Origin of the sequence: Luteimonas sp. TWI596 (assembly GCF_039674105.1) — a bacterium.
GTDB lineage: Bacteria > Pseudomonadota > Gammaproteobacteria > Xanthomonadales > Xanthomonadaceae > Luteimonas.
In genome coordinates, this window is sequence record NZ_JBDJMU010000005.1 from 141872 (window position 1) to 166047 (window position 24176).

General features: G+C 69.4%; 20 protein-coding genes. 10 read left to right on the plus strand and 10 right to left on the minus strand.

Annotated elements, in window-relative coordinates; all coding sequences use genetic code 11:
• Positions 1-46 precede the first annotated feature (46 nt).
• A complete protein-coding gene (locus ABE487_RS05880; protein WP_346442716.1) occupies positions 47-589 on the plus strand; it encodes a hypothetical protein in 543 nt (180 codons plus the stop codon).
• Positions 590-725: 136 nt separating this feature from the next.
• Here the strand turns inward: ABE487_RS05880 and ABE487_RS05885 are convergent, their stop codons facing one another.
• Together ABE487_RS05885 and ABE487_RS05890 are read right to left on the minus strand one after the other, a co-directional pair.
• Complete coding sequence (locus ABE487_RS05885; RefSeq protein ID WP_346451756.1) at positions 726-2777, minus strand: sodium-translocating pyrophosphatase; 2052 nt, start codon at positions 2775-2777, stop codon at positions 726-728.
• Between the two features lie 101 nt (positions 2778-2878).
• A complete protein-coding gene (locus ABE487_RS05890) occupies positions 2879-3706 on the minus strand; it encodes an ATP-binding cassette domain-containing protein (protein WP_346451758.1) in 828 nt (275 codons plus the stop codon).
• Between the two features lie 118 nt (positions 3707-3824).
• Between ABE487_RS05890 and ABE487_RS05895 the strand changes: the two genes are divergently transcribed.
• Positions 3825-5033: a fatty acid desaturase gene (locus ABE487_RS05895; protein ID WP_346447072.1), complete on the plus strand. Its 1209-nt coding sequence runs from the start codon at positions 3825-3827 to the stop codon at positions 5031-5033.
• Positions 5034-5046: 13 nt separating this feature from the next.
• Positions 5047-5406 carry an EF-hand domain-containing protein gene (locus tag ABE487_RS05900; RefSeq protein WP_346451760.1) on the plus strand — a complete coding sequence of 120 codons (360 nt, stop codon included), beginning with the start codon at positions 5047-5049 and terminating at the stop codon, positions 5404-5406.
• Between the two features lie 329 nt (positions 5407-5735).
• Here the strand turns inward: ABE487_RS05900 and ABE487_RS05905 are convergent, their stop codons facing one another.
• Both ABE487_RS05905 and ABE487_RS05910 read right to left on the minus strand, forming a co-directional pair.
• Entirely contained in the window at positions 5736-7397 is a 1662-nt protein-coding gene (locus tag ABE487_RS05905) for an MFS transporter (RefSeq protein WP_346447070.1), read from the minus strand.
• A 129-nt stretch (positions 7398-7526) separates the two neighbouring features.
• Complete coding sequence (locus tag ABE487_RS05910) at positions 7527-8900, minus strand: DcaP family trimeric outer membrane transporter (RefSeq protein WP_346447068.1); 1374 nt, start codon at positions 8898-8900, stop codon at positions 7527-7529.
• A gap of 251 nt (positions 8901-9151) precedes the next feature.
• On the opposite strand from ABE487_RS05910, the gene acs reads away from it, so the two are divergent.
• Together acs and ABE487_RS05920 are read left to right on the plus strand one after the other, a co-directional pair.
• Positions 9152-11110, plus strand: coding sequence for an acetate--CoA ligase (acs, locus tag ABE487_RS05915; RefSeq protein WP_346451762.1), 1959 nt, complete (start codon positions 9152-9154; stop codon positions 11108-11110).
• Between the two features lie 9 nt (positions 11111-11119).
• On the plus strand, positions 11120-11785 hold the full coding sequence (locus tag ABE487_RS05920; protein ID WP_346442729.1) for a response regulator transcription factor: 666 nt from the start codon (positions 11120-11122) through the stop codon (positions 11783-11785).
• A 295-nt stretch (positions 11786-12080) separates the two neighbouring features.
• Here ABE487_RS05920 and ABE487_RS05925 read toward each other — a convergent pair whose 3' ends face one another.
• Together ABE487_RS05925 and ABE487_RS05930 are read right to left on the minus strand one after the other, a co-directional pair.
• A complete protein-coding gene (locus tag ABE487_RS05925; protein ID WP_346451764.1) occupies positions 12081-13397 on the minus strand; it encodes an amidohydrolase family protein in 1317 nt (438 codons plus the stop codon).
• Positions 13394-14767, minus strand: coding sequence for an amidohydrolase (locus tag ABE487_RS05930; protein ID WP_346442733.1), 1374 nt, complete (start codon positions 14765-14767; stop codon positions 13394-13396). The genes ABE487_RS05925 and ABE487_RS05930 overlap by 4 nt, the downstream gene beginning before the upstream one ends.
• 178 nt (positions 14768-14945) lie before the next feature.
• On the opposite strand from ABE487_RS05930, the gene ABE487_RS05935 reads away from it, so the two are divergent.
• Positions 14946-15722, plus strand: a complete 777-nt coding sequence (locus ABE487_RS05935; RefSeq protein ID WP_346442734.1) for an AMP nucleosidase — start codon at positions 14946-14948, stop codon at positions 15720-15722.
• Between the two features lie 321 nt (positions 15723-16043).
• Here the strand turns inward: ABE487_RS05935 and rho are convergent, their stop codons facing one another.
• Both rho and trxA read right to left on the minus strand, forming a co-directional pair.
• The gene (gene rho, locus ABE487_RS05940) at positions 16044-17843 is read right to left on the minus strand and encodes a transcription termination factor Rho (RefSeq protein ID WP_346442736.1); all 1800 of its coding nucleotides are present in this window, start codon (positions 17841-17843) and stop codon (positions 16044-16046) included.
• Between the two features lie 226 nt (positions 17844-18069).
• The gene (gene trxA, locus ABE487_RS05945) at positions 18070-18396 is read right to left on the minus strand and encodes a thioredoxin (RefSeq protein WP_047135552.1); all 327 of its coding nucleotides are present in this window, start codon (positions 18394-18396) and stop codon (positions 18070-18072) included.
• 201 nt (positions 18397-18597) lie between these two features.
• On the opposite strand from trxA, the gene rhlB reads away from it, so the two are divergent.
• The 4 genes from rhlB (at position 18598) to ung (ending at position 23036) form a co-directional block, all read left to right on the plus strand.
• The gene (gene rhlB, locus ABE487_RS05950; protein ID WP_346442737.1) at positions 18598-20340 is read left to right on the plus strand and encodes an ATP-dependent RNA helicase RhlB; all 1743 of its coding nucleotides are present in this window, start codon (positions 18598-18600) and stop codon (positions 20338-20340) included.
• A 336-nt stretch (positions 20341-20676) separates the two neighbouring features.
• Positions 20677-21366 carry a cell division ATP-binding protein FtsE gene (gene ftsE, locus ABE487_RS05955; protein ID WP_346442739.1) on the plus strand — a complete coding sequence of 230 codons (690 nt, stop codon included), beginning with the start codon at positions 20677-20679 and terminating at the stop codon, positions 21364-21366.
• Complete coding sequence (ftsX, locus tag ABE487_RS05960; protein WP_346451766.1) at positions 21359-22309, plus strand: permease-like cell division protein FtsX; 951 nt, start codon at positions 21359-21361, stop codon at positions 22307-22309. Before ftsE ends, ftsX begins: the two co-directional genes overlap by 8 nt.
• Complete coding sequence (ung, locus tag ABE487_RS05965) at positions 22302-23036, plus strand: uracil-DNA glycosylase (protein WP_346451768.1); 735 nt, start codon at positions 22302-22304, stop codon at positions 23034-23036. Before ftsX ends, ung begins: the two co-directional genes overlap by 8 nt.
• 92 nt (positions 23037-23128) lie before the next feature.
• Here ung and ABE487_RS05970 read toward each other — a convergent pair whose 3' ends face one another.
• Positions 23129-23536: a phasin family protein gene (locus ABE487_RS05970; protein ID WP_346442743.1), complete on the minus strand. Its 408-nt coding sequence runs from the start codon at positions 23534-23536 to the stop codon at positions 23129-23131.
• Between the two features lie 220 nt (positions 23537-23756).
• A complete protein-coding gene (queD, locus tag ABE487_RS05975) occupies positions 23757-24113 on the minus strand; it encodes a 6-carboxytetrahydropterin synthase QueD (protein WP_346442745.1) in 357 nt (118 codons plus the stop codon).
• Positions 24114-24176: the final 63 nt, after the last annotated feature.

Here is a 24176-nt window from a genome sequence, read left to right on the forward strand (position 1 = left end):
GTTCGCGCTGTGTCCCGCCGTTGCTTCCCGAGAAACGAGGTTCTCCATGACGCCGACCGATACTGCCCGCGCCCATGTCGACGCCGACGGCGTCGCGCTCGAAGCGGTGTTCGCCGTGACGACGCGCGGTGCGCTCGAGGTCCGCTATCGGCTGCGCAATCTCGGCAGCGTCGCGCTCGCCGTGTTCGACCGGGGCGACCGCCATGCGGTGCTGACCGGGCGCCAGACGCAGGGCGCAACCGGCATGCCTTATCTGCGCGAAGAAGGCGAGGGTCGGGTTACGCTCTCGCACGTCGCGCAGGCGCTGCCCACGCCGGCACCGACGGTGCCGCCCACGCCGCTGGCACGTCGTGTCGAGCCGGGCGGTGAACGGGTCGGCGAGTTCGCGTTCTCGCAGTGGCTGGGCGATGCGCCGGCCGCGGTGCGCTGGTGTCTCGGCGTCGCCCCGGCCGACGCCGCGCGGTTGCTCGCGCCCGAGCCGGGCGAGGACGGTGAGGTCTGGCGGGCCGATTTCGCGTTCGCCGATGTCCAGCGCCTACTGTGCACCCCATGGTTCGATCTCGCGCAGGGCGTGTTCTTGCGCGACTGACTGCGACCGAGGTCGGTTGCACGCGCGAAACGCCGCGATAGGCGCTGCGCCCGATTCCCTGCAGCGACAGCGCCGTCCCGTCGGCGCCGTGCCCGAGATCCGGCGCCCGTGACGACGCGTCGATGCCGCCGCCGGCCTAAAGCAGCGGAACGAGCAGCAGCGCGACGATGTTGATGATCTTGATGAGCGGATTGATCGCCGGGCCGGCCGTGTCCTTGTACGGATCGCCGACGGTGTCGCCGGTGACCGCTGCCTTGTGCGCCTCGCTGCCCTTGCCGCCGAAGTGGCCATCTTCGATGTACTTCTTGGCGTTGTCCCAAGCGCCGCCTCCGGTGGTCATCGAGATCGCGACGAACAACCCCGTGACGATCGTGCCGATCAGCAGGCCACCGAGCGCGCGGATCCCCGCACCGGGGCCCATCAGCACATTCATCCCCAGTGCCACGACGACGGGCACCAGCACCGGCAGCAGGGACGGGATGATCATCTCCTTGATCGCCGAACGGGTGAGCATGTCGACCGCGCGGTCGTACTGCGGCTTGCCGGTGCCGGCCATGATGCCGGGGATCTCGCGGAACTGGCGGCGCACTTCCTCGACGACCGCGCCCGCCGCGCGGCCGACCGCCTCCATCGCCATCGCGCCGAACAGATAGGGGATCAGACCACCGATGAACAGGCCGATGATCACCGCCGGATCGGCGAGGTCGAAGCGGAACTCGACCCCCGGATACCTCGCTTCCAGGTTGTGGGTGAAATCGGCGAACAGCACCAGCGCCGCCAGTGCCGCCGAACCGATCGCGTAGCCCTTGGTCACGGCCTTGGTGGTGTTGCCGACCGCATCGAGCGGATCGGTAATTTTGCGTACCTCCGGCGGCAGTTCGGCCATCTCGGCGATGCCGCCGGCGTTGTCGGTGATCGGGCCGTAGGCGTCGAGCGCGACGATCATGCCGGCCATCGACAGCATCGCGGTCGCCGCGATCGCGATGCCGTAGAGCCCGGCGAACGAGAAGCAGGCCCAGATCGCGAAGCACACCGCGACCACCGGCAGCGCGGTCGACTTCATCGATACCCCGAGCCCGGCGATGATGTTGGTGCCGTGCCCGGTCGTCGACGCCTGCGCGATGTGCTGGACCGGTCCATACTGGGTGCCGGTGTAGTACTCGGTGATCCAGACGATCGCGCCGGTGAGCAGCAGCCCGATCAACGCGCACCAGTAGAGATTGCCTGCGCCGTGGGCGTTGCCGGCCATCAACTGCGTGGTGATCGGCCAGAACAGCACCGCGGCGATCACACCCGAGACGATCACGCCCTTGTACAGCGCGCCCATGATCGAGCCGCCCGGCTGCACGCGCACGAAGAACGTGCCGACGATCGAGGCCAGGATCGAGGCGCCGCCCAGCACCAGCGGATAGAGCACGCCGTTGGCGCCGACCTGGCCGGCCATCAGATGGCCCAGCAGCATTGTCGCGATCACCGTGACCGCGTAGGTTTCGAACAGGTCGGCGGCCATGCCGGCGCAGTCGCCGACGTTGTCGCCGACGTTGTCGGCGATCACCGCCGGGTTGCGCGGGTCGTCCTCCGGGATGCCGGCCTCGACCTTGCCGACCAGGTCGGCACCGACGTCGGCGCCCTTGGTGAAGATGCCGCCGCCCAGGCGCGCGAAGATCGAGATCAACGAACTGCCGAAGGCCAGGCCGACCAGTGCGTGCAGTGCGGGCTCGCCGGCAATGCCGAAGTGCGGCAGCAGCATCCAGTAGCCGGCCACGCCCAACAGGCCCAGGCCGACCACCAGCATGCCGGTGATCGCGCCACCGCGGAACGCGACGTCCATGGCCGGGCCGATGCCGCGCCGGGCGGCCTCGGCGGTGCGCACGTTGGCACGGACCGAGACATTCATGCCGATATAGCCCGCCGCCCCCGAAAGCACGGCGCCCAGCAGGAAGCCCAGGCCGGTCGACCAGCCCAGGAACAGGCCGATCAGCACGAACAGCACCGCGCCGGCGATCGAGATGGTCAGGTACTGGCGGTTGAGGTAGGCGCGCGCGCCTTCCTGGATCGCGCCGGCGATCTGTTGCATGCGTTCGTTGCCGGCCGGTTGCCGGTTGATCCAGCCGGCCGAGACCACGCCGTAGAGAATCGCGATGGCCGCGCAGACCAGCGCCAGCCACAGACCGTATTGCTCGAGCATGGACCCCCTCCCGAAAGTGGTGATGCCAAACAGAACAGCGGTGATGCGGGCCGACTATCGCACAGCGCGAGCGCCACGGCATGCGGCGCCGCCGCGAGGGCTCAACGGTTCGGGGCGACCTGCAACGTCGGCGCGCCGGTGGCATCGCAGCCCAGCCGAAGCGATGCGCCGAATGTCTGCGACAGCCAGGCCTCGGTCAGCATCGCCTCACGCGGTCCCTCGGCCAGGATCCGCCCGTCGCGCAGCAGCACCACATGCCCGATCTCGGGCAGCAGTTCCTCGGCGTGGTGGGTCACCAGGACCAGCGTGGTGCCGCTGCGCGCCAGCGTGCGCAGGCGGTCGAGCAACTGCACGCGGGCGACGACATCGAGTCCGGTCGAGGGCTCGTCGAGCAGCAAGGCCTCGGGACGATGGACCAGCGCACGGGCGATGAGGACCCGGCGCGCCTCGCCGGCCGACAGGGTGGCGTAGCGGCGTCCGGCCAGGTGCGTGGCGGCCATCGCGGCCAGCGCGTCGCGCGCTGCACTCCGCAGGGCGGCATCGACGCGCGCGGGCGCAACAGACGCGATGCTGCCGTGCGCCGCCGCGACGACGGCGTCCTCCACCCGCAGCGCCGGGAGGGACAGCAGGTCCTGGTGGATGCGACCGGTCACGATGCCCAGGCGCGCGCGCAGTTGCGTCACATCGCCCAGCCGGGCGCCGAACACGCGCACCGGCGGCGTGCCGTCGGCATGGGCCAGGGGGTGCAGTTCACGCGTGAGCAATTGCACCAACGTGGACTTGCCGCAGCCGTTGGCACCGAGGATCGCGGTGTGCCGCCCGGCCGGGATCTGCAGCCGCAATCCGTGCAGCACCGTGCGGCCGTCGCGGACCACGGTCGCGTCGTGCAGCTCGAGCAGCGGCGGTGTCGGGCCGTCTGGCGTGTTCATGTCGCGCGCAGTGTGACAGGCCTGAACGCCAAGGCTCACCATACGGCCGGGCAGGGATGGCAATCGTCGCAGGCCCGTCCCATCATGGGACGTACACCCGAACCCGTTGCCCGTCGCCATGTCCGTCTCGTTGTTCGACTTGTTGTCCGGTGGCCTGCTGCAGTGGGGGTGGGGCGCGATGCTGCTGTACCTGCTGGCCGCCACCCAGCTCACGATCTTCGCCGTGACGCTGTACCTGCACCGCAGCCAGGCGCATCGCGGCGTGGATTTCCATCCTGCGATCGCGCACGTGTTCCGGTTCTGGACCTGGTTGACGACGTCGATGATCACGCGCGAATGGGTCGCGATTCATCGCAAGCACCACGCAAAGTGCGAGACCGAGGACGATCCGCACAGCCCGATGCACAAAGGCATCGGCAACGTATTCTGGCGCGGCGTGGAACTGTATCGCGAGGCCCGCGCGCAACGCGCCGACATCGAGCAGTACGGCAAGGGCACGCCCGACGACTGGATCGAGCGCCGCCTCTACACCCCGCACGCGAATCTCGGCCCGACGGTCCTGTTGCTGGCGAGCTTCGTGCTGTTCGGCTTCAAGGGCGTCGCGGTCTGGGCGATCCAGATGGCGTGGATTCCGTTCTGGGCCGCCGGTGTCGTCAACGGCCTGGGCCACTGGTGGGGCTACCGCAACTTCGAAACCACCGACACTGCGACCAACCTGACGCCCTGGGGCGTATGGATCGGCGGCGAAGAACTGCACAACAACCACCATGCATTCCCGAGCTCGGCGAAGTTCGCGCTGCGCCGCTGGGAGTTCGACATCGGCTGGGCGGTGATCAAGACACTGGAGACGCTGCGGTTGGCGCGTGTGCTGCGCGTCGCGCCATCGCTCGACGTGCGCCCGAACATCCACGCGCCTGACACCGACACGCTCAAGGCGCTGCTCGCTCACCGCTTCCAGGCGATGACCGACTACCAGCGCAACGTGCTGGGTCCGGCGCTGCGCGAAGAGGCGCAGGCGGCCGGCGCCAAGTTGCGCGCGTTGCTGCCGCGCAAGCTGCGCCGGGGCCTGGTCGACGATGGCCGCTGGCTCGCGCCCGATGCGCGCGCGCAGTTGCAGGCCTGGGTCGCGCAACGGCCGCGCATCCGGACCCTGGTCGAGCACCGTGCGCGCCTGGCGGCATTGCTGGAGGCGCGTACGCACAACGCCGGCGAGGCGCTGCAGCACCTGCAGGCCTGGTGTCGCGAAGCGGAGGCCAGCGGCATCCGCGCGCTGCAGGACTACGCAGCCCGGCTCAAGGGCTACTCGCTGCAGAGCGCGCGCGCCTGAGCCGGCCGCTCGCATGATGCGTCCAGCTGGGTCGCGTACCGCGCAGCGGGCGATCGCGCTGGTCTGCGCCGTCTTCGCGACGGGCGCAGGCGCCCAGGTGGCGCGCACCACCGACTACCTGGAGCGGATGGATACCGACGGCGATGGCCGCGTGTCGCTCGCTGAGTATCAGGCGTGGATGGGCTACGCCTTCGATCGCCTGGATCGCAACGGCGATGGCGTGCTGTCGGTCGACGAGTTGCCAGGCGGGCAAGGCCGTTCGATCAGCCGGGCCGAGCACCTGGCACGCCTGGCCGCGACGTTCAACCGCCAGGATCGCAATCGCGACGGTTATCTCGACGCCCGGGAGCTGGCGGCGCCGCCGCAGCGCTGACGGCGAGCGTCATCCGGGCACGCGCCTGGCGGAACCCGGCGGCGCAGTCGCAGGGCCGCGCCGGGCGTTCACCGCGCGCCGCCGCTGCGACTTCGAGAAGCAGACAGCGGATTCTCGCCTGTGATGTCGGTCTGCGCGCGCGCCCCAAACGCGCTCCGTACAGCGACGGATGTCGAGCACGGGCGGTGGGCCTGCCGACCGGGAGGAATGCGTGGCAGGCGACGCATTCGCCCTCCGGATCTCGGGCGGCTGACATCCTGAACGACGAACGCCGGCCCTAGGGCCGGCGTCCGGGTCTTGCGTGCGGGTCTTGGTGCCCGCCGAGGGCGCTACTTGGTGATGTCGACGTTGCGCGTCTCGCGCAGGAAGAACGTCCCGATCACCAGGGTCATGATCGCGATACCGATCGGGTACCACAGGCCGTAGTAGATGTTGCCCGTGCCGGCCACCAGTGCGAACGAGATCGCCGGCAGGAAGCCCCCGAACCAGCCGTTGCCGATGTGGTAGGGCAGCGACATCGACGTGTAACGGATCCGGGTGGGGAACAGCTCGACCAGGTAGGCGGCGATCGGGCCGTAGACCATCGTCACGTACAGCACCAGGATCCACAGCAGCAGGATCGTCATCGGTACGTTGATGCGGTCGGTGGCCGCCTTCTCCGGATAGCCGGCCTGGGTGAGCGCGGCCTTCAACGCGCCGCCGAACTCGCCCTGCTGCGCCTTGAGCGCGTCGCCCGCCAGGCCCTCGGCCTCGTAGGAGGGGACGACGGTCTGGCCGACATGCACCTGCGCCAGCGTGCCCACTGGGGCCGGATCGACGCTGTAGGGCACGCCGGCGCGGGTCAGCGCCGCGGTCGCGACATCGCACGAACTGGTGAACTTGCGGATGCCCACCGGATCGAACTGGAAGCTGCAGGTCTTGGGGTTGGCGACCACGACGGCCGGCGAGTTGGTGCTGGCTTCCTCGATCGCCGGGTTGGCGTAGTGGGTGATGCCCTTGAAGATCGGGATGTAGGTGACCGCGGCGATCAGGCAGCCGGCCATGATGATCTTCTTGCGGCCGATCCGGTCCGACAGCCAGCCGAAGAACAGGAAGAATGGCGTGCCCAGCAGCAATGCCGCCGCGATCAGCAGGTAGGACACCGTGAGGTCCACCTTGAGCATGCTCTGCAGGTAGAACAGCGCATAGAACTGGCCGGCATACCAGACCACGGCCTGGCCGGCGGTCGCACCGAAGAGCACCAGCAGCATCAGCTTCAGGTTGCCGCCCTTGAGCGAATCGCGGAACGGCATCTTCGAGCCCTTGCCCTGCGCCTTCATCTCCTGGAACAGCGGCGATTCCGACAGCTGCAGCCGGATCCACACCGAGATGCCCAGCAGTACGATCGAGCCCAGGAACGGGATGCGCCAGCCCCAGTCCTCGAATGCTTCGACGCCGAGAATCCAGCGACAACCCAGGATCACCGCCAGTGACAGGAACAGGCCCAGCGTCGCGGTGGTCTGGATGAAGCTGGTGTACAGCCCCCGCTTGCCGGCGGGCGCGTGCTCGGCGACGTAGGTCGCCGCGCCGCCGTACTCACCGCCCATCGCCAGACCCTGAGCCAGGCGCAGCACGATCAGGATCACCGGCGCGGCGACGCCGATCGAGGCGTAACTGGGCAGCACGCCGACCAGGAACGTGGAGATGCCCATGATCAGAATCGTGACCAGGAACGTGTACTTGCGCCCGATGCGATCGCCGAGGCTGCCGAAGAACGCTGCGCCGAACGGCCGGACGAAGAAGCCCGCGGCAAACGCCAGCAGCGTGAAGATCATGCCGGTGGTTTCGTTGACGCCGCTGAAGAACTGCCGCGAGATGATGATCGCGAGCGAACCATACAGATAGAAGTCGTACCACTCGAAGACGGTGCCGAGACTGGATGCGAAGATGACCTTCTTGTGGCCCTTCGTCAGCGGGCCCGTAGGCGCTGCGTTGGCGGTCGTGCTGGACATGGGAAGCTTCCCCTTTCGAAGCGTGCGTGGGATGGACGGCCCGGCGGGATGCCGATGGTCCGGTCGTGCGTGCGGCAGGCGCGCGAGCGCGTTTCGGCGCGGTCGATGCGGCGACCGCGCCGAGATGGATCAGAACGAGTAGCGGGCCATCGTGTGCAGGCGCATCAGTTCGCCATCCGCGCCCGATTCGAGGGTGCGTTCGCCCCAGATCGCCTCGACGCCGAAGTCGAGCTTGGGCACCGGCGACCAGATCACGTTGGCATGCACCGAATGCACCTTGCGGGTCACGCCCAGGCCGGTCCAGGCGGTGTTGTTGTCCCACTGCGAGCGTGCGTAGAACAGGTTGCCGCGCACCGCCGGGCTGAACACCTGGCGCACGCCGAAGTAACCGGCCCAGCCGCCGAGCGCATCGAGGTTGCCGGCCGCATCGACCATCGCGTCCTGCTGGATCGTCGCCAGGCCGATGTAGCGGCCGATGCCTTCACCGCCGCTGACCTGATAGCGGATGTCGGTGTTCTCGCCCAGCTTGACCAGGCCGCTGACGGTCGCGCCGAACCCGGTGTCGGTGCTGTCCAGGCCCGGCGCGGGCTCGTACTTGAGCTGACGTGCCATGCCGGCAAAGCTCACATGGCCCCAATCGGCCTTGTGGGTGTAGCGGGCGATGACATCGGGGATCGCGCTGTTGTCGCCTGCGATGATCCGTGCCGCGCCGCCATAAGGCTGTACCGTCGTCTCCGGGCTCTCGACCGACACCGTCCACGGGCCGCTGGTGTAGCGGACCTGCGGCTGGCGCACGAACACCACCGCATCGGTCGGGCCGACGAAGTCCACCGCGTCGATCAACGCGTTGGTGTCCATGAAGTTCGACCATGTCTGGCCGACCAGCCAGTTGTTGTAGGTCAGGTAAGCGTGGCGCAGCGTGGCGCCGTAGGTGTTGGTCGCCGCCGAGTTACCGAGCGTGCCGCCGAAGAAGTCCATTTCCACGCGTGCGCCGAGCTTGTCGCCCGAGTCGAGCACGGTGCTGGCGTCGAACCACAGCCGCGAGAACTTCGCGTGCGCGTCCATGTAGGTGTCCGGACCTTCGCCGCCGACCGGGATCGCGCCGGGCACGTAGAAGTCGCGCCCGGCGGTGCCCTTGGCGATATCGCCGTCGGTGGTCTTGGTGGCCATGCCATCGATGCGGATCATGCCGCCGACGGTGAACTTGGTGCCCGGATTGGCCTGCGGGGTGATCGTGGTGGCCTGGATCGGCTGGCTGCCGGCCGGGGCCGCGGCGATGGCCGGCGCGGCCGCCTGCGCGGTGCGCACCTCCTGCACCTGCGCGGCGGTCTGTTGCTGTTGCCCGAGCAGTGCCTGCACCTGCGATTCGAGCTGCGCGATCCGCGCCTCGAGCTCGCGCTCCTTGGCGGTCTGCGCGAATGCGGCGCCCGGCAGTGCGAGCGCGACGAGCACGGCGGCCGTGAGCAGGCGCGGCCTGGCCTGCGCGGCGATGGTCTGTGTCATGTCCCCTCCCGAGGGATGCGTGAGCCTGAACCTGGTCGAACCGGCGCCCGGTCCTTCGCGCAGACTGCACGGCGACGCGCCCCGCGCCCATTGGCCATTGGTCGAAGTGGAGCCGCCCGCCGATGCCCGGCACGCACCCCGGGCAGGTGAGCGGACGCACTGGGCCGGCGGGGCTAGACCAAGGTCCTAGCGTCGCGGGCCGGCAGATGCGGCACACTGGGAAGACGCGCAACAAGGGGAAGAGGTCCCGCATGTCCAGTTCCGAAGAACGTCATCCGGTCCCGGCCGGTTTCGCCGGTCCCGATACCATCACCCAGGACGACTACGCGCGCGACTACGCGCGCTCGGTCCAGGAGCCCGAGGCCTTCTGGGGCGAGATCGCCCAGCGACTGGACTGGTACCGGCCGCCGACCCGGATCCGCGACGTCAGCTATGACCTGGCCGACTTCCGCATCCGCTGGTTCGACGACGGCGAGCTCAACGTCAGCGTCAATTGCCTGGACCGTCATCTGGCGCGCAGCGGCGACAAGACCGCCTTGATCTGGGAGCCCGATGGTCCCGACACCGAGGCGCGCCACATCAGCTATCGCGAACTGCACGCCCGCGTGTGCCGGCTGGCCAACGCGCTGCGCAACCTGGGTGTCGCCAAGGGCGACCGGGTCACGATCTATCTGCCGATGATCGTCGAGGCGGCAGTGGCGATGCTCGCCTGCGCACGCATCGGCGCGGTGCACTCGGTGGTCTTTGGCGGCTTCTCGCCCAATTCGATCGCCGACCGCGTCGGCGACTGCGGCAGCAAACTGATCATCACCGCCGACGAGGGCATGCGCGGTGGCAAGCGCGTGCCGCTGAAGGCGAATGTCGACGCCGCGCTCAAGCTGCCCGGCGCGCAGAGCGTGGAAACGGTGCTCGTGGTGCGCCACACCGGCGGCGCGGTCGACATGCAGATGCCGCGCGACCGCTGGTACGACGCCGTCGTCGATGGGCAGCCCGACACCTGCGAGCCCGAGCGCATGAACGCGGAGGATCCGTTGTTCATCCTCTACACCTCCGGCTCGACCGGCAAGCCCAAGGGCGTGCTGCACACCACCGCCGGCTACCTGCTGTTCGCCAGCTACACGCACGCCTCGGTGTTCGACCTGCGCGACGACGACATCTACTGGTGCACCGCCGACGTGGGCTGGGTGACCGGCCACAGCTACATCGTCTATGGCCCGCTGGCGAACGCGGCGACCTCGCTGGTGTTCGAGGGCGTGCCGAACTACCCGAGCGTGTCGCGCTTCTGGGAAGTGATCGACAAGCACCAGGTCACGATCTTCTACACCGCGCCGACCGCGATCCGCGCGCTGATGCGCGAGGGCGAGGCGCCGGTCAAGAAGACCTCGCGCGCAAGCCTGCGCCTGCTCGGCAGTGTCGGCGAGCCGATCAATCCCGAGGCCTGGCGCTGGTACTCCGATGTGGTCGGCGACGGCCGTTGCCCGATCGTCGACACCTGGTGGCAGACCGAGACCGGCGGCATCCTGATCTCGCCGCTGCCCGGCGCGATCGAGGCCAAGCCCGGCTCTGCGACCAAGCCGTTCTTCGGCGTGCAGCCGGCGCTGGTCGATGCCAATGGCACGATCCTCGAAGGCGCAGCCGAGGGCAACCTCGTGATCACCGACTCGTGGCCGGGGCAGATGCGCAGCGTCTACGGCGACCACCAGCGCTTCATCGACACCTATTTCAAGGCCTACCCGGGCATGTACTTCACCGGCGACGGCTGCCGGCGCGACGAGGACGGCTACTACTGGATCACCGGCCGCGTCGACGACGTCATCAACGTTTCCGGGCATCGCATCGGCACCGCGGAGCTGGAAAGCGCGCTGGTGCTCCACCCCAAGGTCGCCGAGGCCGCGGTCGTCGGTTTCCCGCACGACATCAAGGGGCAGGGCATCTACGCCTACGTCACCCTCAAGGCCGGCGAGGAGTACACCGAGGCGCTGCGCAAGGAACTGGTTGCCCACGTGCGCCGAGAGATCGGGCCGACCGCGACCCCGGACCACATCCAGTGGGCGCCGGGATTGCCCAAGACCCGCTCGGGCAAGATCATGCGGCGCATCCTGCGCAAGATCGCCGAGAACGCCCCCGACCAGCTCGGCGACACCAGCACACTGGCCGACCCGTCGGTCGTCGATGCGCTGGTCAAGGAGCGGCACGTCCCCAACGCCTGACGCCGCCCGATGACGACCCTGCTGATCGCCGACGACCACCCGCTGTTCCGCGAGGCGCTGCGTGGGGCGATCGCGCGCGCCGTGCCCGATGCCCGCCTGCGCGAGGCGCACAACGTCGAGGCGCTGTATGCGATGGTCGAGGCCGAGCCCGACGCCGACCTGTTGATGCTCGACCTCAACATGCCCGGCGCCCAGGGGTTCAGCGCGCTGGTGCACCTGCGCGCGCAGTTCCCGCAATTGCCGGTGCTGATGGTGTCGGCGCGCGAGGAGCCGGCGGTGATGCGCCGGGCACTCGACCACGGCGCGGCCGGCTTCGTTCCGAAGTCGGCCGATGCCGAAACGCTGGCGCGCGCGGTCGCACAGGTGCTCGATGGCGACCGTTTCGTCCCCGAGGCTGCAGTCTCGGCGCCGGCGGTCTCGTCCGGCGAACACGACGTCGCCGCGCGGCTGCGCGACCTCACGCCGCAGCAGTTCCGCGTGCTGCAGATGCTCGGCGACGGCATGCTCAACAAGCAGATCGCCTACGAGCTGGGCGTCTCGGAGGCCACGGTCAAGGCGCATATGACGGCGGTGCTGCGCAAGCTCGGCGCCTCCAATCGCACCCAGGCGGTGCTGATCGCCGGCAAGCTCGCCGTCGACCCCGACATCGACGGCATCCCGCCCGACGCCCGATAGGCCGCGCGCCTGCTACCCCTTTCCCCGCTTGCGGGGAAGGCCCGCATCCGTGCAACAAGCCGAGGGGCTTGCAACCTCCTTCCCCCCGCTTGCGGGGGAAGGCCGGCATCTGCGCAACAAGCCGCGGCGCTTGCAACCTCCCTCCCCCGCTTGCGGGGGAAGGCCGGGATGGGGGCAAACGATCCGATCGCGCGTTGATCGGTTCCCAACAGACCGTGGTCCTTGGGCCGCAATCCGCTAAGGCTGAAGGGCTACCCCCACGTCCCCTCCCGCATGTGCGGGAGGCGCGAGTGCCTCAGCGGTGACGGTACGCCCGCGGCAGGCCGCCTTCGCTGGCTGGCGTCGCCTGCGGCAGGTAGCGGTCGCGCAGTTCGGTCTGACGCGAGCGCATCTCGATCGCGCGGCCGCCCAGCCACACCTGGTCGGCGGTGTAGGCGACATCCAGCGGATCGCCCGACCACAGCACCAGGTCGGCGGTGCGCCCGACCGCGATCGTACCGATCGCCGCGTCGACGCCGAAGGTCTCGGCCGGCACGCGCGTCAGCCCGGCCAGGCCGGCTTCCCACGGCAACCCGTGGGCGACCGCGTTGCCGGCGAGCTGGCGCAGCTTGCGGGCGTTGTGCGAGGCATCGCTGGCCTGTGCGAAGCCGACACGCACGCCGGCCGCATGCAGCCGTGCGGCGTTCTCGAGCGTGGCCCCGATCTGGTCGAAGTCCGATGGCAGGTTGACCAGCGGATCGACGAACACCGGCACGCCGGCGGCGGCGAGCTCGGGCGCCAGCTTCCAGGCCTCGGCACCGCCGCGGATCGCGATACGCAGGCCGTGGCGCTTGCTCCAGCGCAGCAGTTGGCGGATGTCGGAGGCGCGGTTGACGCCGACGACGATCGTGCCCTGGCCATCGAGGTAACGCGTCAGTGCGCGTTTGCCGGCCGGGGTCAGCGACGCGACGTGCGAATCGGCCGGCAACCGGCCACGGGCCTCGTCGATCAACTGGTCGAGCAGCATCCACTGCGCCGCGCGCGATTGCCCGCTCTGCTCGGCGCCGGCGCTGCCCAGCGCCAGGTACAGCACCTTCGGACCGGCGGGATCGATGCTGCCGTCCAGGCGCATCGCTGCGCCCTGTCCACCGACGATTGCATTGGCATTGCCGGCCGACAGCAGCGTGAAGCCGATGCCTTCCACGCGCGCGACCGGGATCACGATCGAGTCGGGATTGAACGCCAGCGTGACGTCGAACTCCGGCCGCACGACCATGTCCTCGGCGCTGCCGAGCGACAGGCGGTCGTCGCGCGTGCCACGCTCGCCCGAGACCTCCTCGATGCCGATCCCAGTCACGCCGCCGAACAGGGTCGGCGTCAGCGGACGTCCACCCGCCTCGACGACCGGCACGCCGGCCGCAGACAGCCCGGGGCCGACCGCGGCGATGCGGCCGCCGCGCACCAGTACGTCGGTCTCGCGCAGCGTGCCTTGGGCACCGGCGGTGTGGACCGTCGCGCCGCGGATCAGCACGTCCTGCGCGGCGACCGGCAGCGTGGCGGCGACCAGCGCGCCCACGCACAGCAGGCGCGCGATTGCGCGCGAGGCGCGCCGGGTCGAGACCGCGCGGCTCATCGGGCACCTCCAGTGGCGGCTGCGCCCTGGCCGAGCATGAAGTCCGTCACCGGCTGGCGCGTCGGGTCGAACCGGTCGTACACGTGTGCGCCGTCGATCCATACCTGCTCGGCGAGTGCATAGACGCTGAAGGGGTTGCCGTTCCACAGCACCACGTCGCCCATCTTGCCCGGCGCCAGCGTGCCGGTACGCTCGAGCACGCCCAGCGAGCGCGCCGCGTTCTCGGTCAGCCAGCGGATCGCATGTTCGGGCGCAATGTCGAGCCCGGCGCGCTGGGCGCTGGCCAGCACCTTCGCCGCCTCCTGGTTGAGGCGCTGGATGCCTTCGTCGGAATCCGAATGCACGATCGCGCAGCCTCCCGGCGCGCGGTCGACGATCGCGATGTTCTCCTGGATGCCGTCGAAGGCCTCCATCTTGAAGCCCCACCAATCGGCCCACAGCGCACCGCACACGCCCTCGGCGGCCAGCCGGTCGGCGATCTTGTAGGCCTCCACGCCGTGATGGAAGGCGGTGATATGGAAGTCGAACTCATGCGCCAGATCCAGCATCTGCGCCATCTCGTCAGCGCGGTAGCAGTGGATGTGCACCAGGATGTCGCCATCCATCGCACCGGCCAGTGTCTCGAGCTTGAGGTCGCGCTTGCCTGGCGAATTGCTGGCCTGCTTGTCGCGGTACTCGGCCGCATCGATCAGCGCGGCGCGGTAGCCGGCGACATTGCCCATGCGCGTGGCCGGGCCGCCCTTCTCGCCGTAGACGCGCTTTGGGTTCTCGCCGCAAGCCATCTTCAGTCCATAAGGCGCGCCAGGAAATTTCATGCCCTGCACCGTGGTCGCAGCGACGTTCTTGAGCGTGACGCCGCGCCCGCCGACGAGGTTCGCCGAGCCGGGCAGGATCTGCAGCGTGGTGATGCCGCCGGCCAGCGCGGCGCCGAAGCCCGGGTCCTGGGGCCACACCGAGTGTTCGGCCCAGACCTGCGCGGTGACCGGCGCGGTCATCTCGTTGCCGTCGCTGTGCGCACGCGCGCCGGGGCTGGGGTACACACCCAGATGCGAGTGCACGTCGATCAGGCCCGGCGTAACCCACTTGCCAGTGCCGTCGACGCGCTGCGCATCGACCGGGACTTCGAGCCCGCGGCCGATCGCGGCGATCCTGCCGTCGCGCAGCAGCACGTCGGCGCCGTCCAGGCGCTGGCCGTCGCCGATCAGCACCGTGGCGCCGCTGATCAGCACTGGCGCGGCGGCGATCGGTGCGTAGGTGCTGGGGTAGGGCGTTGACGCAGCGGCGGCACGGGACGGCGCGCCGGATGAGGCAGTGGTGGCACAGCCGCCCAGCAGGACGGCCGCCAAGGCGGCGGACAACAGACGAGACATCGACAACTCCCCGAAGCGATGATGGAACAGCCGTCGCGCGCGCGCGACCCCCAAAAGCGTCGTCGAGTGTACCCGTGTCGCCGCCGCGTGCACTGGGACCGCGCGCCCAGTTGCGACGCGTGCTGCGACCGATGCCGGCGCGATGCGAGAATGCGCGCGAAAGAAAAAGGAGAAGACGATGAAAGAGAAAGACCAGATCGTCGGCAACTGGCTGCCGCGCTACACCGGCGTGCCGCTGGACCAGTTCGGCGAACACGTGCTGCTGACCAATTTCGGCGGGTACCTGCATCACTTCGCGCGTCTGACCGGTGCCGAAGTGGTGGGCCTGGACCGGCCCATGCCCAGCGCCACCGCCGATGGCATCACGATGATCAACTTCGGCATGGGCAGCCCGAATGCGGCGACGATGATGGACCTGCTCTCGGCGGTCATGCCCAAGTCGGTGCTGTTTCTGGGCAAGTGCGGTGGCCTCAAGCGCAAGAACCAGCTGGGCGACCTGGTGCTGCCGATCGCGGCGATCCGCGGTGAGGGCACCAGCAGCGACTACCTGCTGCCCGAAGTGCCGGCGCTGCCGGCGTTCGCATTGCAGCGCGCGGTCTCGACGATGATCCGCGACCTCGGCCACGACTACTGGACCGGCACTGTCTATACGACCAACCGCCGGGTCTGGGAGCACGACGACGCGTTCAAGGAACGGCTGCGGGCGATGCGCTGCATGGCGATCGACATGGAAACCGCGACCGTCTTCGCCGCCGGCTTCGCCAATCGCATCCCGTCGGGGGCGCTGCTGCTGGTCAGCGACCAGCCGATGATTCCCGAAGGCGTCAAGACCGAAGCCTCCGATGCCCGGGTCAGTGCCGACTTCGTCGAGCGTCATATCCAGATCGGCATCGAGGCGTTGAAGCTGATCCGCCGTCACGGCAAGTCCGTCCGGCACCTGCGCTTCGACGAGTGAGGGCATCGCAGTTGCCGCATTAGAGGATCCCGCACGCGGACGTCGAACAAAAGGCTTCTTCTGCCAAGTGTCGGGATGGCCGTTCCACTTCGGATCGGCAGCAGCCTGCCACCCGGAAGCCGCTCTCCCCTCGGCAAGGCATCCTGCCTTGACTCGGGCGCGCGCCATCCATGGCGCGCTCGACGCGGCCACCGGGCGTCAGTCCGCTGCCGTAGGCTTTCTGCACCTCGACTTCGGGTAGGCGCAGGGTCACATGTTGGCTCCGGCGAAGAACGAAAAGAACGCCCCGCGATGCGGGGCGTTCTTTCGTGGCCGGAGGCCTCAGCGCTTCATCGACGAGAAGAACTCGTCGTTGGACTTCGTGCTCTTCATCTTGTCGAGCAGGAACTCCATCGCGGCGATTTCGTCCATCGGATGCAGCAGCTTGCGCAGGATCCAGATCTTCTGCAGCAGCTCCGGCTCGATCAGCAGGTCCTCGCGGCGGGTGCCCGACTGGTTGACGTTGATCGCCGGGTAGACGCGCTTTTCGGTGATGCGGCGGTCCAGGTGGACTTCCGAGTTACCGGTGCCCTTGAACTCTTCGTAGATCACCTTGTCCATCGCGCTGCCGGTGTCGACCAGCGCGGTGGCGATGATCGTCAGCGAGCCGCCTTCCTCGACGTTGCGGGCCGCACCGAAGAAGCGCTTGGGCCGGTGCATCGCGTTGGCGTCGACACCGCCGGTGAGCACCTTGCCCGAGCTCGGCACGACGTTGTTGTAGGCACGGGCCAGGCGGGTGATCGAGTCGAGCAGGATGACCACGTCCTTCTTGTGCTCGACCAGACGCTTGGCGCGCTCGATCACCATCTCGGCGACCTGCACGTGGCGCGCGGCCGGCTCGTCGAACGTCGAGCTGATGACCTCGCCGCGCACGGTGCGCTGCATCTCGGTCACTTCCTCGGGCCGCTCGTCGATCAGCAGCACGATCAGATGCACGTCGGGGTGGTTGTAGGTGATGGCGCTGGCGACCTGCTGCATCATCATCGTCTTGCCGGCCTTGGGCGGCGAGACGATCAGGGCGCGCTGGCCCTTGCCCTGCGGGGCCATCAGGTCGAGGACGCGGCCGGCGATGTCCTCGCTGGAGCCGTCGCCGCGCTCGAGCTTGAAGCGCTTGCGCGGGAACAGCGGGGTCAGGTTCTCGAACAGCACCTTGCCCTTGCTGGCTTCCGGCGGCTCGCCGTTGATGGTGTCCACGACCGACAGCGCGAAGTAGCGCTCGCCGTCCTTCGGCCAGCGGATCCGGCCGAGCAGGTGGTCGCCGGTGCGCAGGTTGAAGCGGCGGATCTGGCTGGGCGAGATGTAGACATCGTCCGGACCGGCCAGGTAGCTGGCCTCGGCCGCGCGCAGGAAGCCGTAGCCGTCGGGCAGGATCTCGAGCACGCCATCGGCGACGACGCCCTCGCCGTGGCGGGTCAGCACCTTGAGCAGGGCGAAGATCACATCCTGCTTGCGGGCGCGGGCCACGCCTTCGATCGCGAGCTGGTCGGCGATGTCGAGCAGCTTGTGCGCCGGCATCCGCTTCAGGTCGCTCAGCGAGTACTGCGGAAAGCCCTCGGGCACGTTCGGCGGCGGCAGGCGCTGTGCGTGGTCGTTGCCGCCGTCCTGCGGCAGGCCGTCGTCGCGGCCGCCGCGCTGGCGGTCACGACGGTTCTTGAAGCGGTCACGGCGGTTGCCCTGGTCCTGGCGATCCTGCCGGTTGTTCTGGTCCTGGCGGTTGTTCTGGTAAGGCTGCTGCGGGCGCGGGTCGCCGCCCTGGCGTTCACCGCCGTTGCGGGGTTCGCCCCCTTGGCGCGGCTCGTTGCGCTGTCCGCCGTCCTGCGGCGTGCCATCGCCGCTTGCGGCGGGTGGGGCCTTCGGCGGCTGCGGGCGCGGTGCCTCTGGAGCGGGGGCAGCCGGGGCCTCGGCCGCCGGACGCGACGGCGCGGGGGCGGCAGGGGCATCCTGGGGAGGAAGCTGGAGTTGCGGCTGGGGGGCGTCGGACGCAGCGTCGGCGGGCTTTTTGGCCGCGCGGGGCTTGCGGACGCGCTTGACGGCAGTGTCGGCGGCCGGCGTGCCGGCGTCGTCAGGGGTGTTGTCGGACAAGAGCAGAATCCTCGCTCGGTGCGAGCGCCCGGAGGGCGGAAGGTGGAAACGGGCAGGGCCGGGAGATGCGCCCGGCAGGTGCAGTTCAGATGGGTGCGGCAGGCGAATACCTACCGGAGTCGCGCAAACCTAGCATCGCCACGGGGGCGTCGGCAAGCGGTCGCGGCGACGGCGATTCAGGCCGAGGCCGCCTGCGGCGGCGCTGAGGCCGCCGCGGGCGGCGCGCTCAGAGCGCCTTGTCGATCAACTGGGCCAACTGCGCCTTGCCGACCGCGCCGATCTGGGTGCCGTGGACCTGGCCGTCCTTGAACACCAGCAGCATCGGGATCGAGCGCACGTGGTACTTCAGCGCGGTGGCCTGGTTCTGGTCGACGTCGACCTTGACCACCTTGGCGCGCCCGGCGTAGTCGCCGGCCAGCTCGTCCAGCGCCGGGGCGATCATCCGGCAGGGGCCGCACCACGGCGCCCAGAAGTCCACCAGCACCGGCACGTCGGCCTGCAGGACGGTGGCGTCGAAGTCGGAATCGGTGGCATGGATGACGCGTTCGCTCACGGGCTTCTCCGGATCAAGGAGGCGCCGGCTGCGGCAGCGGCGCCGGGATGGATGGTAAAGTGGGGGATCGTCGGCCCGAATCAAGGCGGCGCATCCGCGGGACGACCCACGCGTCCTGCATCCAGGCAGTCTGCGTTGCGGATGCCGCCCACGCAAGCACGCGGCGCCCTCTGCCGGCGACGCCCGGATACAGACCTACGCATGAGCGACAAACCCCTTACCGACCTCACCTTCGCGTCCTTCGAGCTGCATCCGGCCCTGCAGGCCGGTCTGGAAGGCGCGGGCTTCACCCGCTGTACCCCGATCCAGGCGCTGACGCTGCCGCTGGCGCTCAATGGCCGCGACGTTGCCGGCCAGGCCCAGACCGGCACGGGCAAGACCCTGGCGTTCCTGGTCGCGGTGATCAATCGCCTGCTGACCCGCCCGGCGCTGGCCGACCGCAAGCCCGAGGACCCGCGCGCGCTGATCCTGGCGCCGACCCGCGAACTGGCGATCCAGATCCACAAGGACGCGGTCAAGTTCGGCAGCGAGCTGGGCCTGAAGTTCGCGCTGGTCTACGGCGGCGTCGACTACGACAAGCAGCGCCAGATCCTGCAGGAGGGCGCCGACGTCATCATCGCGACCCCCGGCCGGCTGATCGACTACGTCAAGCAGCACAAGGTCGTCAGCCTGCACGCCTGCGAGATGTGCGTGCTCGACGAGGCCGACCGGATGTTCGACCTGGGCTTCATCAAGGACATCCGCTTCCTGCTGCGCCGCATGCCGGTGCGCACCGAGCGCCAGACCCTGCTGTTCTCGGCGACGCTGAGCCACCGCGTGCTCGAGCTCGCCTACGAGCACATGAATGAGCCCGAGAAGCTCGTCGTGGAAACCGAGTCGATCACCGCCGCGCGCGTGCGCCAGCGCATGTACTACCCGGCCGACGACGAAAAGCTGCCGCTGCTGATCGGCCTGCTGTCGCGCAGCGAAGGCGCGCGCACGATGGTGTTCGTCAACACCAAGGCGTTCGTCGAGCGTGTCGCGCGCGCGCTGGAGAAGGCCGGCTACCGCGTCGGCGTGCTGTCGGGCGACGTGCCGCAGAAGAAGCGCGAGTCGCTGCTCAAGAAGTTCCAGGCCGGCCAGCTCGAGCTGCTGGTGGCGACCGACGTCGCCGCCCGCGGCCTGCACATCGACGGCGTCAGCCACGTCTTCAACTACGACCTGCCGTTCGACGCCGAGGACTACGTGCATCGCATCGGGCGCACCGCGCGCCTGGGCGCCGAGGGCGATGCGATCAGCTTCGCCTGCGAGCGCTATGCGACCTCGCTGCCGGACATCGAGGCGTACATCGAGCAGAAGATCCCGTCCGAGCCGGTCACCCAGGAACTGCTGACCCCGCTGCCGCGCAAGCCGCGCGAAGGCATCGAAGTCGATGCCGCCGAGGGCGAGAGCGTCGGCGAGATCTTCCGCGAGGTGCGTGAGGCGCGCGCCGCCGAGGACGCCAAGCGCGGCGGTGGACGTGGTGGTCCGGGGGGCGGGCGCGGTGCGCCGGGTCCGCGGGGGCCGCGTGCGGGCGGTGGCGAAGGCCGTGGCGAGCGCGGTCCGCGCAAGCCGCGCGCCCCGCGGCCGGACGCGACGACGGTCGATGCGGCCGCCGCGCCGTCCAAGCCGGTCGTCGATGCCGCCGGCGCCGTCGCGCAGGCGATGCCGGACGAGTCGCGGCCGCCGCGCAAGCGCCGTCGCCGTCGTGGCGGCAAGAAAATCGAGGGGGCCGAAGCCACGGCGCCGCAGACCGGCGAGACGAAGTCGACCGAGTCCAAGCCGCGCGGCAACGGCGGCAAGGGACCGCGCGAAGTGCGTCCGACCCTGCGCCCGGCAGCGACCGCGGCCGAGAAGGCGCCGTCGCTGCTCAGCCGCATCGGGCGTGGGCTGCGTCGTCTGGTCTCCGGTGGCGATTCGCGCTGATCCAGTGCGAGGTCGCAGGTATCAAGAAGCCCCGCTCCAGCGGGGCTTTTTCGTTCTGTGGATTCCGGACGAGGCGCAGTGTCTTGTGCTTGAGCCCTCCCCCGCGCGGGAGGGGGGGCAAGGGGACCGTCCGGTCCGAACAGCGCGACAAGCCCTCCCTCGCGCGCGGGGGAGGGTTGGTGGGGGCGAACATTCCGATGGCGACAGCGCGGCCCGAGCGGCTCGACCGTGCAATCGCCCCCATCCCATCCTTCCCCCGGAGACGGGGGAAGGTGCCATGCATCGCGCCAATCCAGTGACAGCGCCCTGCACGCGTTCCCTGCAATAATCCCGCACATGAGCGTTCTGCGATTCGATAACGTGAGCAAGCAGTACGCCGGCGGCCATGTGGCGCTGTCGGACGTCAATTTCGCCGTGTCGGCGGGCGAACTGCTGTTCGTCACCGGCCACTCGGGCGCGGGCAAGAGCACGCTGCTCAAGCTGATCCATTTGGCCGAGCGGCCCAGCCGCGGCGCGGTGGTGTTCGCCGAGCGCAACCTGCTGAAGGTGCGCGGGCGCGGCGTGGCACTGCATCGCCGCGATGTGGGCGTGGTGTTCCAGGACCATCGGCTGCTGTCGGACCGCAGCGTGTTCGACAACATCGCCTTGCCGCTGATCCTGCGCGGCCAGCGCCGCGCCGAGATCGGCAAGCGGGTGCGCAGCGCGCTCGAGCGGCTGGGTCTGGGCAATCGCGAGCGCGCGCTGCCCACGCAGCTGTCGGCCGGTGAGCAGCAGCGGGTCGGCATCGCGCGTGCGATCGTCGGCGAGCCGCGGCTTCTGGTCGCCGACGAGCCCACCGGCAACCTCGACCCGACGTTGTCGGCCGAGATCATGGCGCTGTTCGCCGAACTGCCCGAGCGCGGCACCAGCGTACTGATCGCCAGCCACGACCTGGGCCTGGTCAAGCGCATGAAGAAGCGCACGCTCGTGCTCGATCACGGCACCCTGGTCGACGACATCTCGCCCGAGGATCTCGCCGATGCCTGAGGCGCCCCGCAACCAACCGGCCCGCACCGGCGCATCCCCGGTCGGCACCTGGGTCGACCACCATGTCTACAGCGTCGTCGCCAGCCTGGGCCGCATCTTCCGCAAGCCCTGGTCGACCGCGCTGACCATCGGCGTGATGGCGATCGCGCTGGCCCTGCCGCTCGGTCTGTGGCTGGTGCTCGACAACGTCGGCCGGCTCGGCGGCAGCATCGACGCCTCGCGCGAGATCAGTGTGTTCCTGCAGCGCGATGTCGATGCCGAGCGCGCCGTCGCGCTCGCCGGCGAGCTGCGCGCCCGCGGCGACGTCGGCAGCGTGGTGCACCGTACGCCCGATGAGGGCCTGGCCGAATTGCGCGAGCGCGGCGAATTCGGACCGGCGATCGATGTCCTCGATGAGAACCCGTTGCCGCACGTGCTGATCCTGACGCCGTCGGGCGACGAGATGCTGCTGGCCGATGCGCTGCGGAAACTGCCCGAGGCCGAACTGGTGCAGCACGACGCGCAGTGGCGCCAGCGTCTGGACGGCTGGCTGCGCTTCGGCGGGCGCGTGGTCTGGGTCCTGGCCGCGCTGCTCGGGCTGGGCGCGTTGCTGGTCGTGGGCAACACCGTGCGGTTGGACATCCAATCGCGGCGCGAGGAACTGGGCGTGCTGCAGCTGCTGGGCGCGACCGACGGCTTCATCCGGCGGCCATTCCTCTATCTGGGCGCCTGGTATGGGCTGGCCTCGGGCGCGGTTGCACTGGCGCTGCTGGGCGCGGCGGCGGCCGCGTTGCGCGCGCCGCTGGCCGAGGTCGCGGCCAGCTACGGCGCCACGTTCGCGCTGCGCGGCTTCGGGCCGCTCGGCGTGCTGGCGGTGCTGGGCGGCTCGACCGCACTGGGCTGGCTCGGCGGGGGCATCGTCACCGGCCACTTCCTGCGCCAGACGCGTCCGGACCATGCTTGATTCGCAAACGACGACGCCTGCGGCCGAGACCGCCTCCCGGATCAAGCTCGAGCCCTCGTGGAAGGCACGCGTCGGCGACTGGCTGCTCCGCGACGATATGCAGGCGTTGTCGGCCTTCCTGCGCGCCCGCCGCGCCGAGGGCGCGCGGATCCATCCACCGGGCCCGGACATCTTCGCCGCGTTCGACGCGACCCCGTTCGACGCGGTCAAGGTGGTCATCCTCGGGCAGGATCCCTATCACGGACCCGGCCAGGCCCATGGCCTGTCGTTTTCGGTGCGTCCGGACGTGCGCATCCCGCCGTCGCTGGACAACATGTTCAAGGAGATCACCCGCGACCTCGGCCTGCCCAGGCCCGACCACGGCTGGTTGATGCCTTGGGCGCGCCAGGGCGTGCTGCTGCTCAATGCGGTGCTGACGGTCGAGGAAGGCCGGGCCGGCTCGCACCAGGGCAAGGGCTGGGAGGGGTTCACCGACCACGTCGTCGACACCCTCAACCGCGAGCGCGAGGGCCTGGTGTTCCTGCTGTGGGGCAGCTACGCGCAGGCCAAGGGCAAGCTGGTCGACACGCGCCGCCACCGGGTGCTGCGCAGCACCCATCCTTCGCCACTGTCGGCGCATCGAGGGTTCCTCGGCTGCGGTCATTTCTCGGCCACCAACGACTACCTGCAGCGTCGCGGCGAGCGGCCGGTCGACTGGTCGCTGCCATCGCGGGCCTCGCTTGCATAAAAAACCCGGCAGCGCGAGCTGCCGGGTCGGCCCGGGCGAGGGAGGGATCGCCCGAGTGTTCGGTGGCGTGCGGGCCGTGGGCCCGCATGCGGTCAACGCTTGGCGGTGGGCTTGCCCGCGGCGGCCTTGGCGGCGGTCTCGGCCTGCGCGCGGACGTCGGCGGTGGCCGATTCGAGCTGCGCCTTGGCGAGTTCCGCGATCGCTTCGTGGGTCTTCACAGTGCGGCCGATGACGTCCTGGCCTGCGCTGACCAGGCGCTCGACGTTCTCACGAGCGATCTGCGCGCCCTTGGGCCACAGCGCCTTCATGCCGTCGAGATCGCGGACCTCGATCGCTTCGTTGACGAACGCGAACGTAGCGTTGGCGTTCTCGCCAAGGGTGGTGAAGTGGACGCCGAAGGCCTTCTCGACATTCTCGAGGGTCAGGCGGTTGATCTGGGCCGCGGCATCGGCGAACTGGCGCGACGCGGCGGTGAACTGCTCGTTGAACTGGTAGGACATGGCGGTTACCTGCGTGGGCCGGCGGCTGCCGGGTTTGTGCAATGCAGCATAGCGCGCCTATGCTGCATTGCAACATCGAGCCGACGAACGGTCGCCGTGTGTTCAGTTTTGTAGATGGATCAACGGTTTGCGCGCGCTGCTCAAGCAGGCTGCTCAGGCGGATTGCGGGGGCGGCTCGCGCGCGTCCGCCGTGATCGCCGGGTGCCAGCGGGTGCCCGCCTCAGGGACCGGTGTAGCGACAGCCCGAGGTGCAGGTCTCGCGGATCACGATCGCGCTCAACGCCGGCAGGGTCGGCTTGAGCCGTTCCCAGATCCAGATCGCCAGCCGCTCGCTGGTCGGGTTCTCGAGCCCCGGGATCTCGTTGAGGTAGTGATGGTCGAGCTGGGCGTAGAGCGGTGCGAACGCGGCCTTGAGGTCGCCGAAGTCCATGATCCACCCCGAGTGCTCGCCCGGCTCGCCGGAGACGTGGATCTCGATCTGGAACGAGTGGCCGTGCAGCCGCGCGCATTTGTGCCCAGGCGGCACGTTGGGCAGGCGATGCGCCGCCTCGACGGAGAAGACCTTGAAGATATCCATGGCGGCATTGTCGAGCGTGGCCGGCAGCGCGGCAATCGCGGCGTAGCAGAGTGACGCTGGACG

Bases quoted from the DNA above. Each gene is read 5' to 3' on its own strand.
- ABE487_RS05935 (WP_346442734.1), top strand. From the start codon at position 14,946: ATGAAAGAGAAAGACCAGATCGTCGGCAACTGGCTGCCGCGCTACACC.
- ABE487_RS05885 (WP_346451756.1), bottom strand. From the start codon at position 2,777: ATGCTCGAGCAATACGGTCTGTGGCTGGCGCTGGTCTGCGCGGCCATC.
- ABE487_RS05910 (WP_346447068.1), bottom strand. From the start codon at position 8,900: ATGACACAGACCATCGCCGCGCAGGCCAGGCCGCGCCTGCTCACGGCC.
- ung (WP_346451768.1), top strand. From the start codon at position 22,302: ATGCTTGATTCGCAAACGACGACGCCTGCGGCCGAGACCGCCTCCCGG.
- ABE487_RS05925 (WP_346451764.1), bottom strand. From the start codon at position 13,397: ATGAGCCGCGCGGTCTCGACCCGGCGCGCCTCGCGCGCAATCGCGCGC.
- ABE487_RS05970 (WP_346442743.1), bottom strand. From the start codon at position 23,536: ATGTCCTACCAGTTCAACGAGCAGTTCACCGCCGCGTCGCGCCAGTTC.
- ftsE (WP_346442739.1), top strand. From the start codon at position 20,677: ATGAGCGTTCTGCGATTCGATAACGTGAGCAAGCAGTACGCCGGCGGC.
- ABE487_RS05920 (WP_346442729.1), top strand. From the start codon at position 11,120: ATGACGACCCTGCTGATCGCCGACGACCACCCGCTGTTCCGCGAGGCG.
- acs (WP_346451762.1), top strand. From the start codon at position 9,152: ATGTCCAGTTCCGAAGAACGTCATCCGGTCCCGGCCGGTTTCGCCGGT.
- ABE487_RS05880 (WP_346442716.1), top strand. From the start codon at position 47: ATGACGCCGACCGATACTGCCCGCGCCCATGTCGACGCCGACGGCGTC.
- ABE487_RS05905 (WP_346447070.1), bottom strand. From the start codon at position 7,397: ATGTCCAGCACGACCGCCAACGCAGCGCCTACGGGCCCGCTGACGAAG.
- ABE487_RS05900 (WP_346451760.1), top strand. From the start codon at position 5,047: ATGATGCGTCCAGCTGGGTCGCGTACCGCGCAGCGGGCGATCGCGCTG.
- rhlB (WP_346442737.1), top strand. From the start codon at position 18,598: ATGAGCGACAAACCCCTTACCGACCTCACCTTCGCGTCCTTCGAGCTG.
- ftsX (WP_346451766.1), top strand. From the start codon at position 21,359: ATGCCTGAGGCGCCCCGCAACCAACCGGCCCGCACCGGCGCATCCCCG.
- ABE487_RS05890 (WP_346451758.1), bottom strand. From the start codon at position 3,706: ATGAACACGCCAGACGGCCCGACACCGCCGCTGCTCGAGCTGCACGAC.
- queD (WP_346442745.1), bottom strand. From the start codon at position 24,113: ATGGATATCTTCAAGGTCTTCTCCGTCGAGGCGGCGCATCGCCTGCCC.
- ABE487_RS05930 (WP_346442733.1), bottom strand. From the start codon at position 14,767: ATGTCTCGTCTGTTGTCCGCCGCCTTGGCGGCCGTCCTGCTGGGCGGC.
- ABE487_RS05895 (WP_346447072.1), top strand. From the start codon at position 3,825: ATGTCCGTCTCGTTGTTCGACTTGTTGTCCGGTGGCCTGCTGCAGTGG.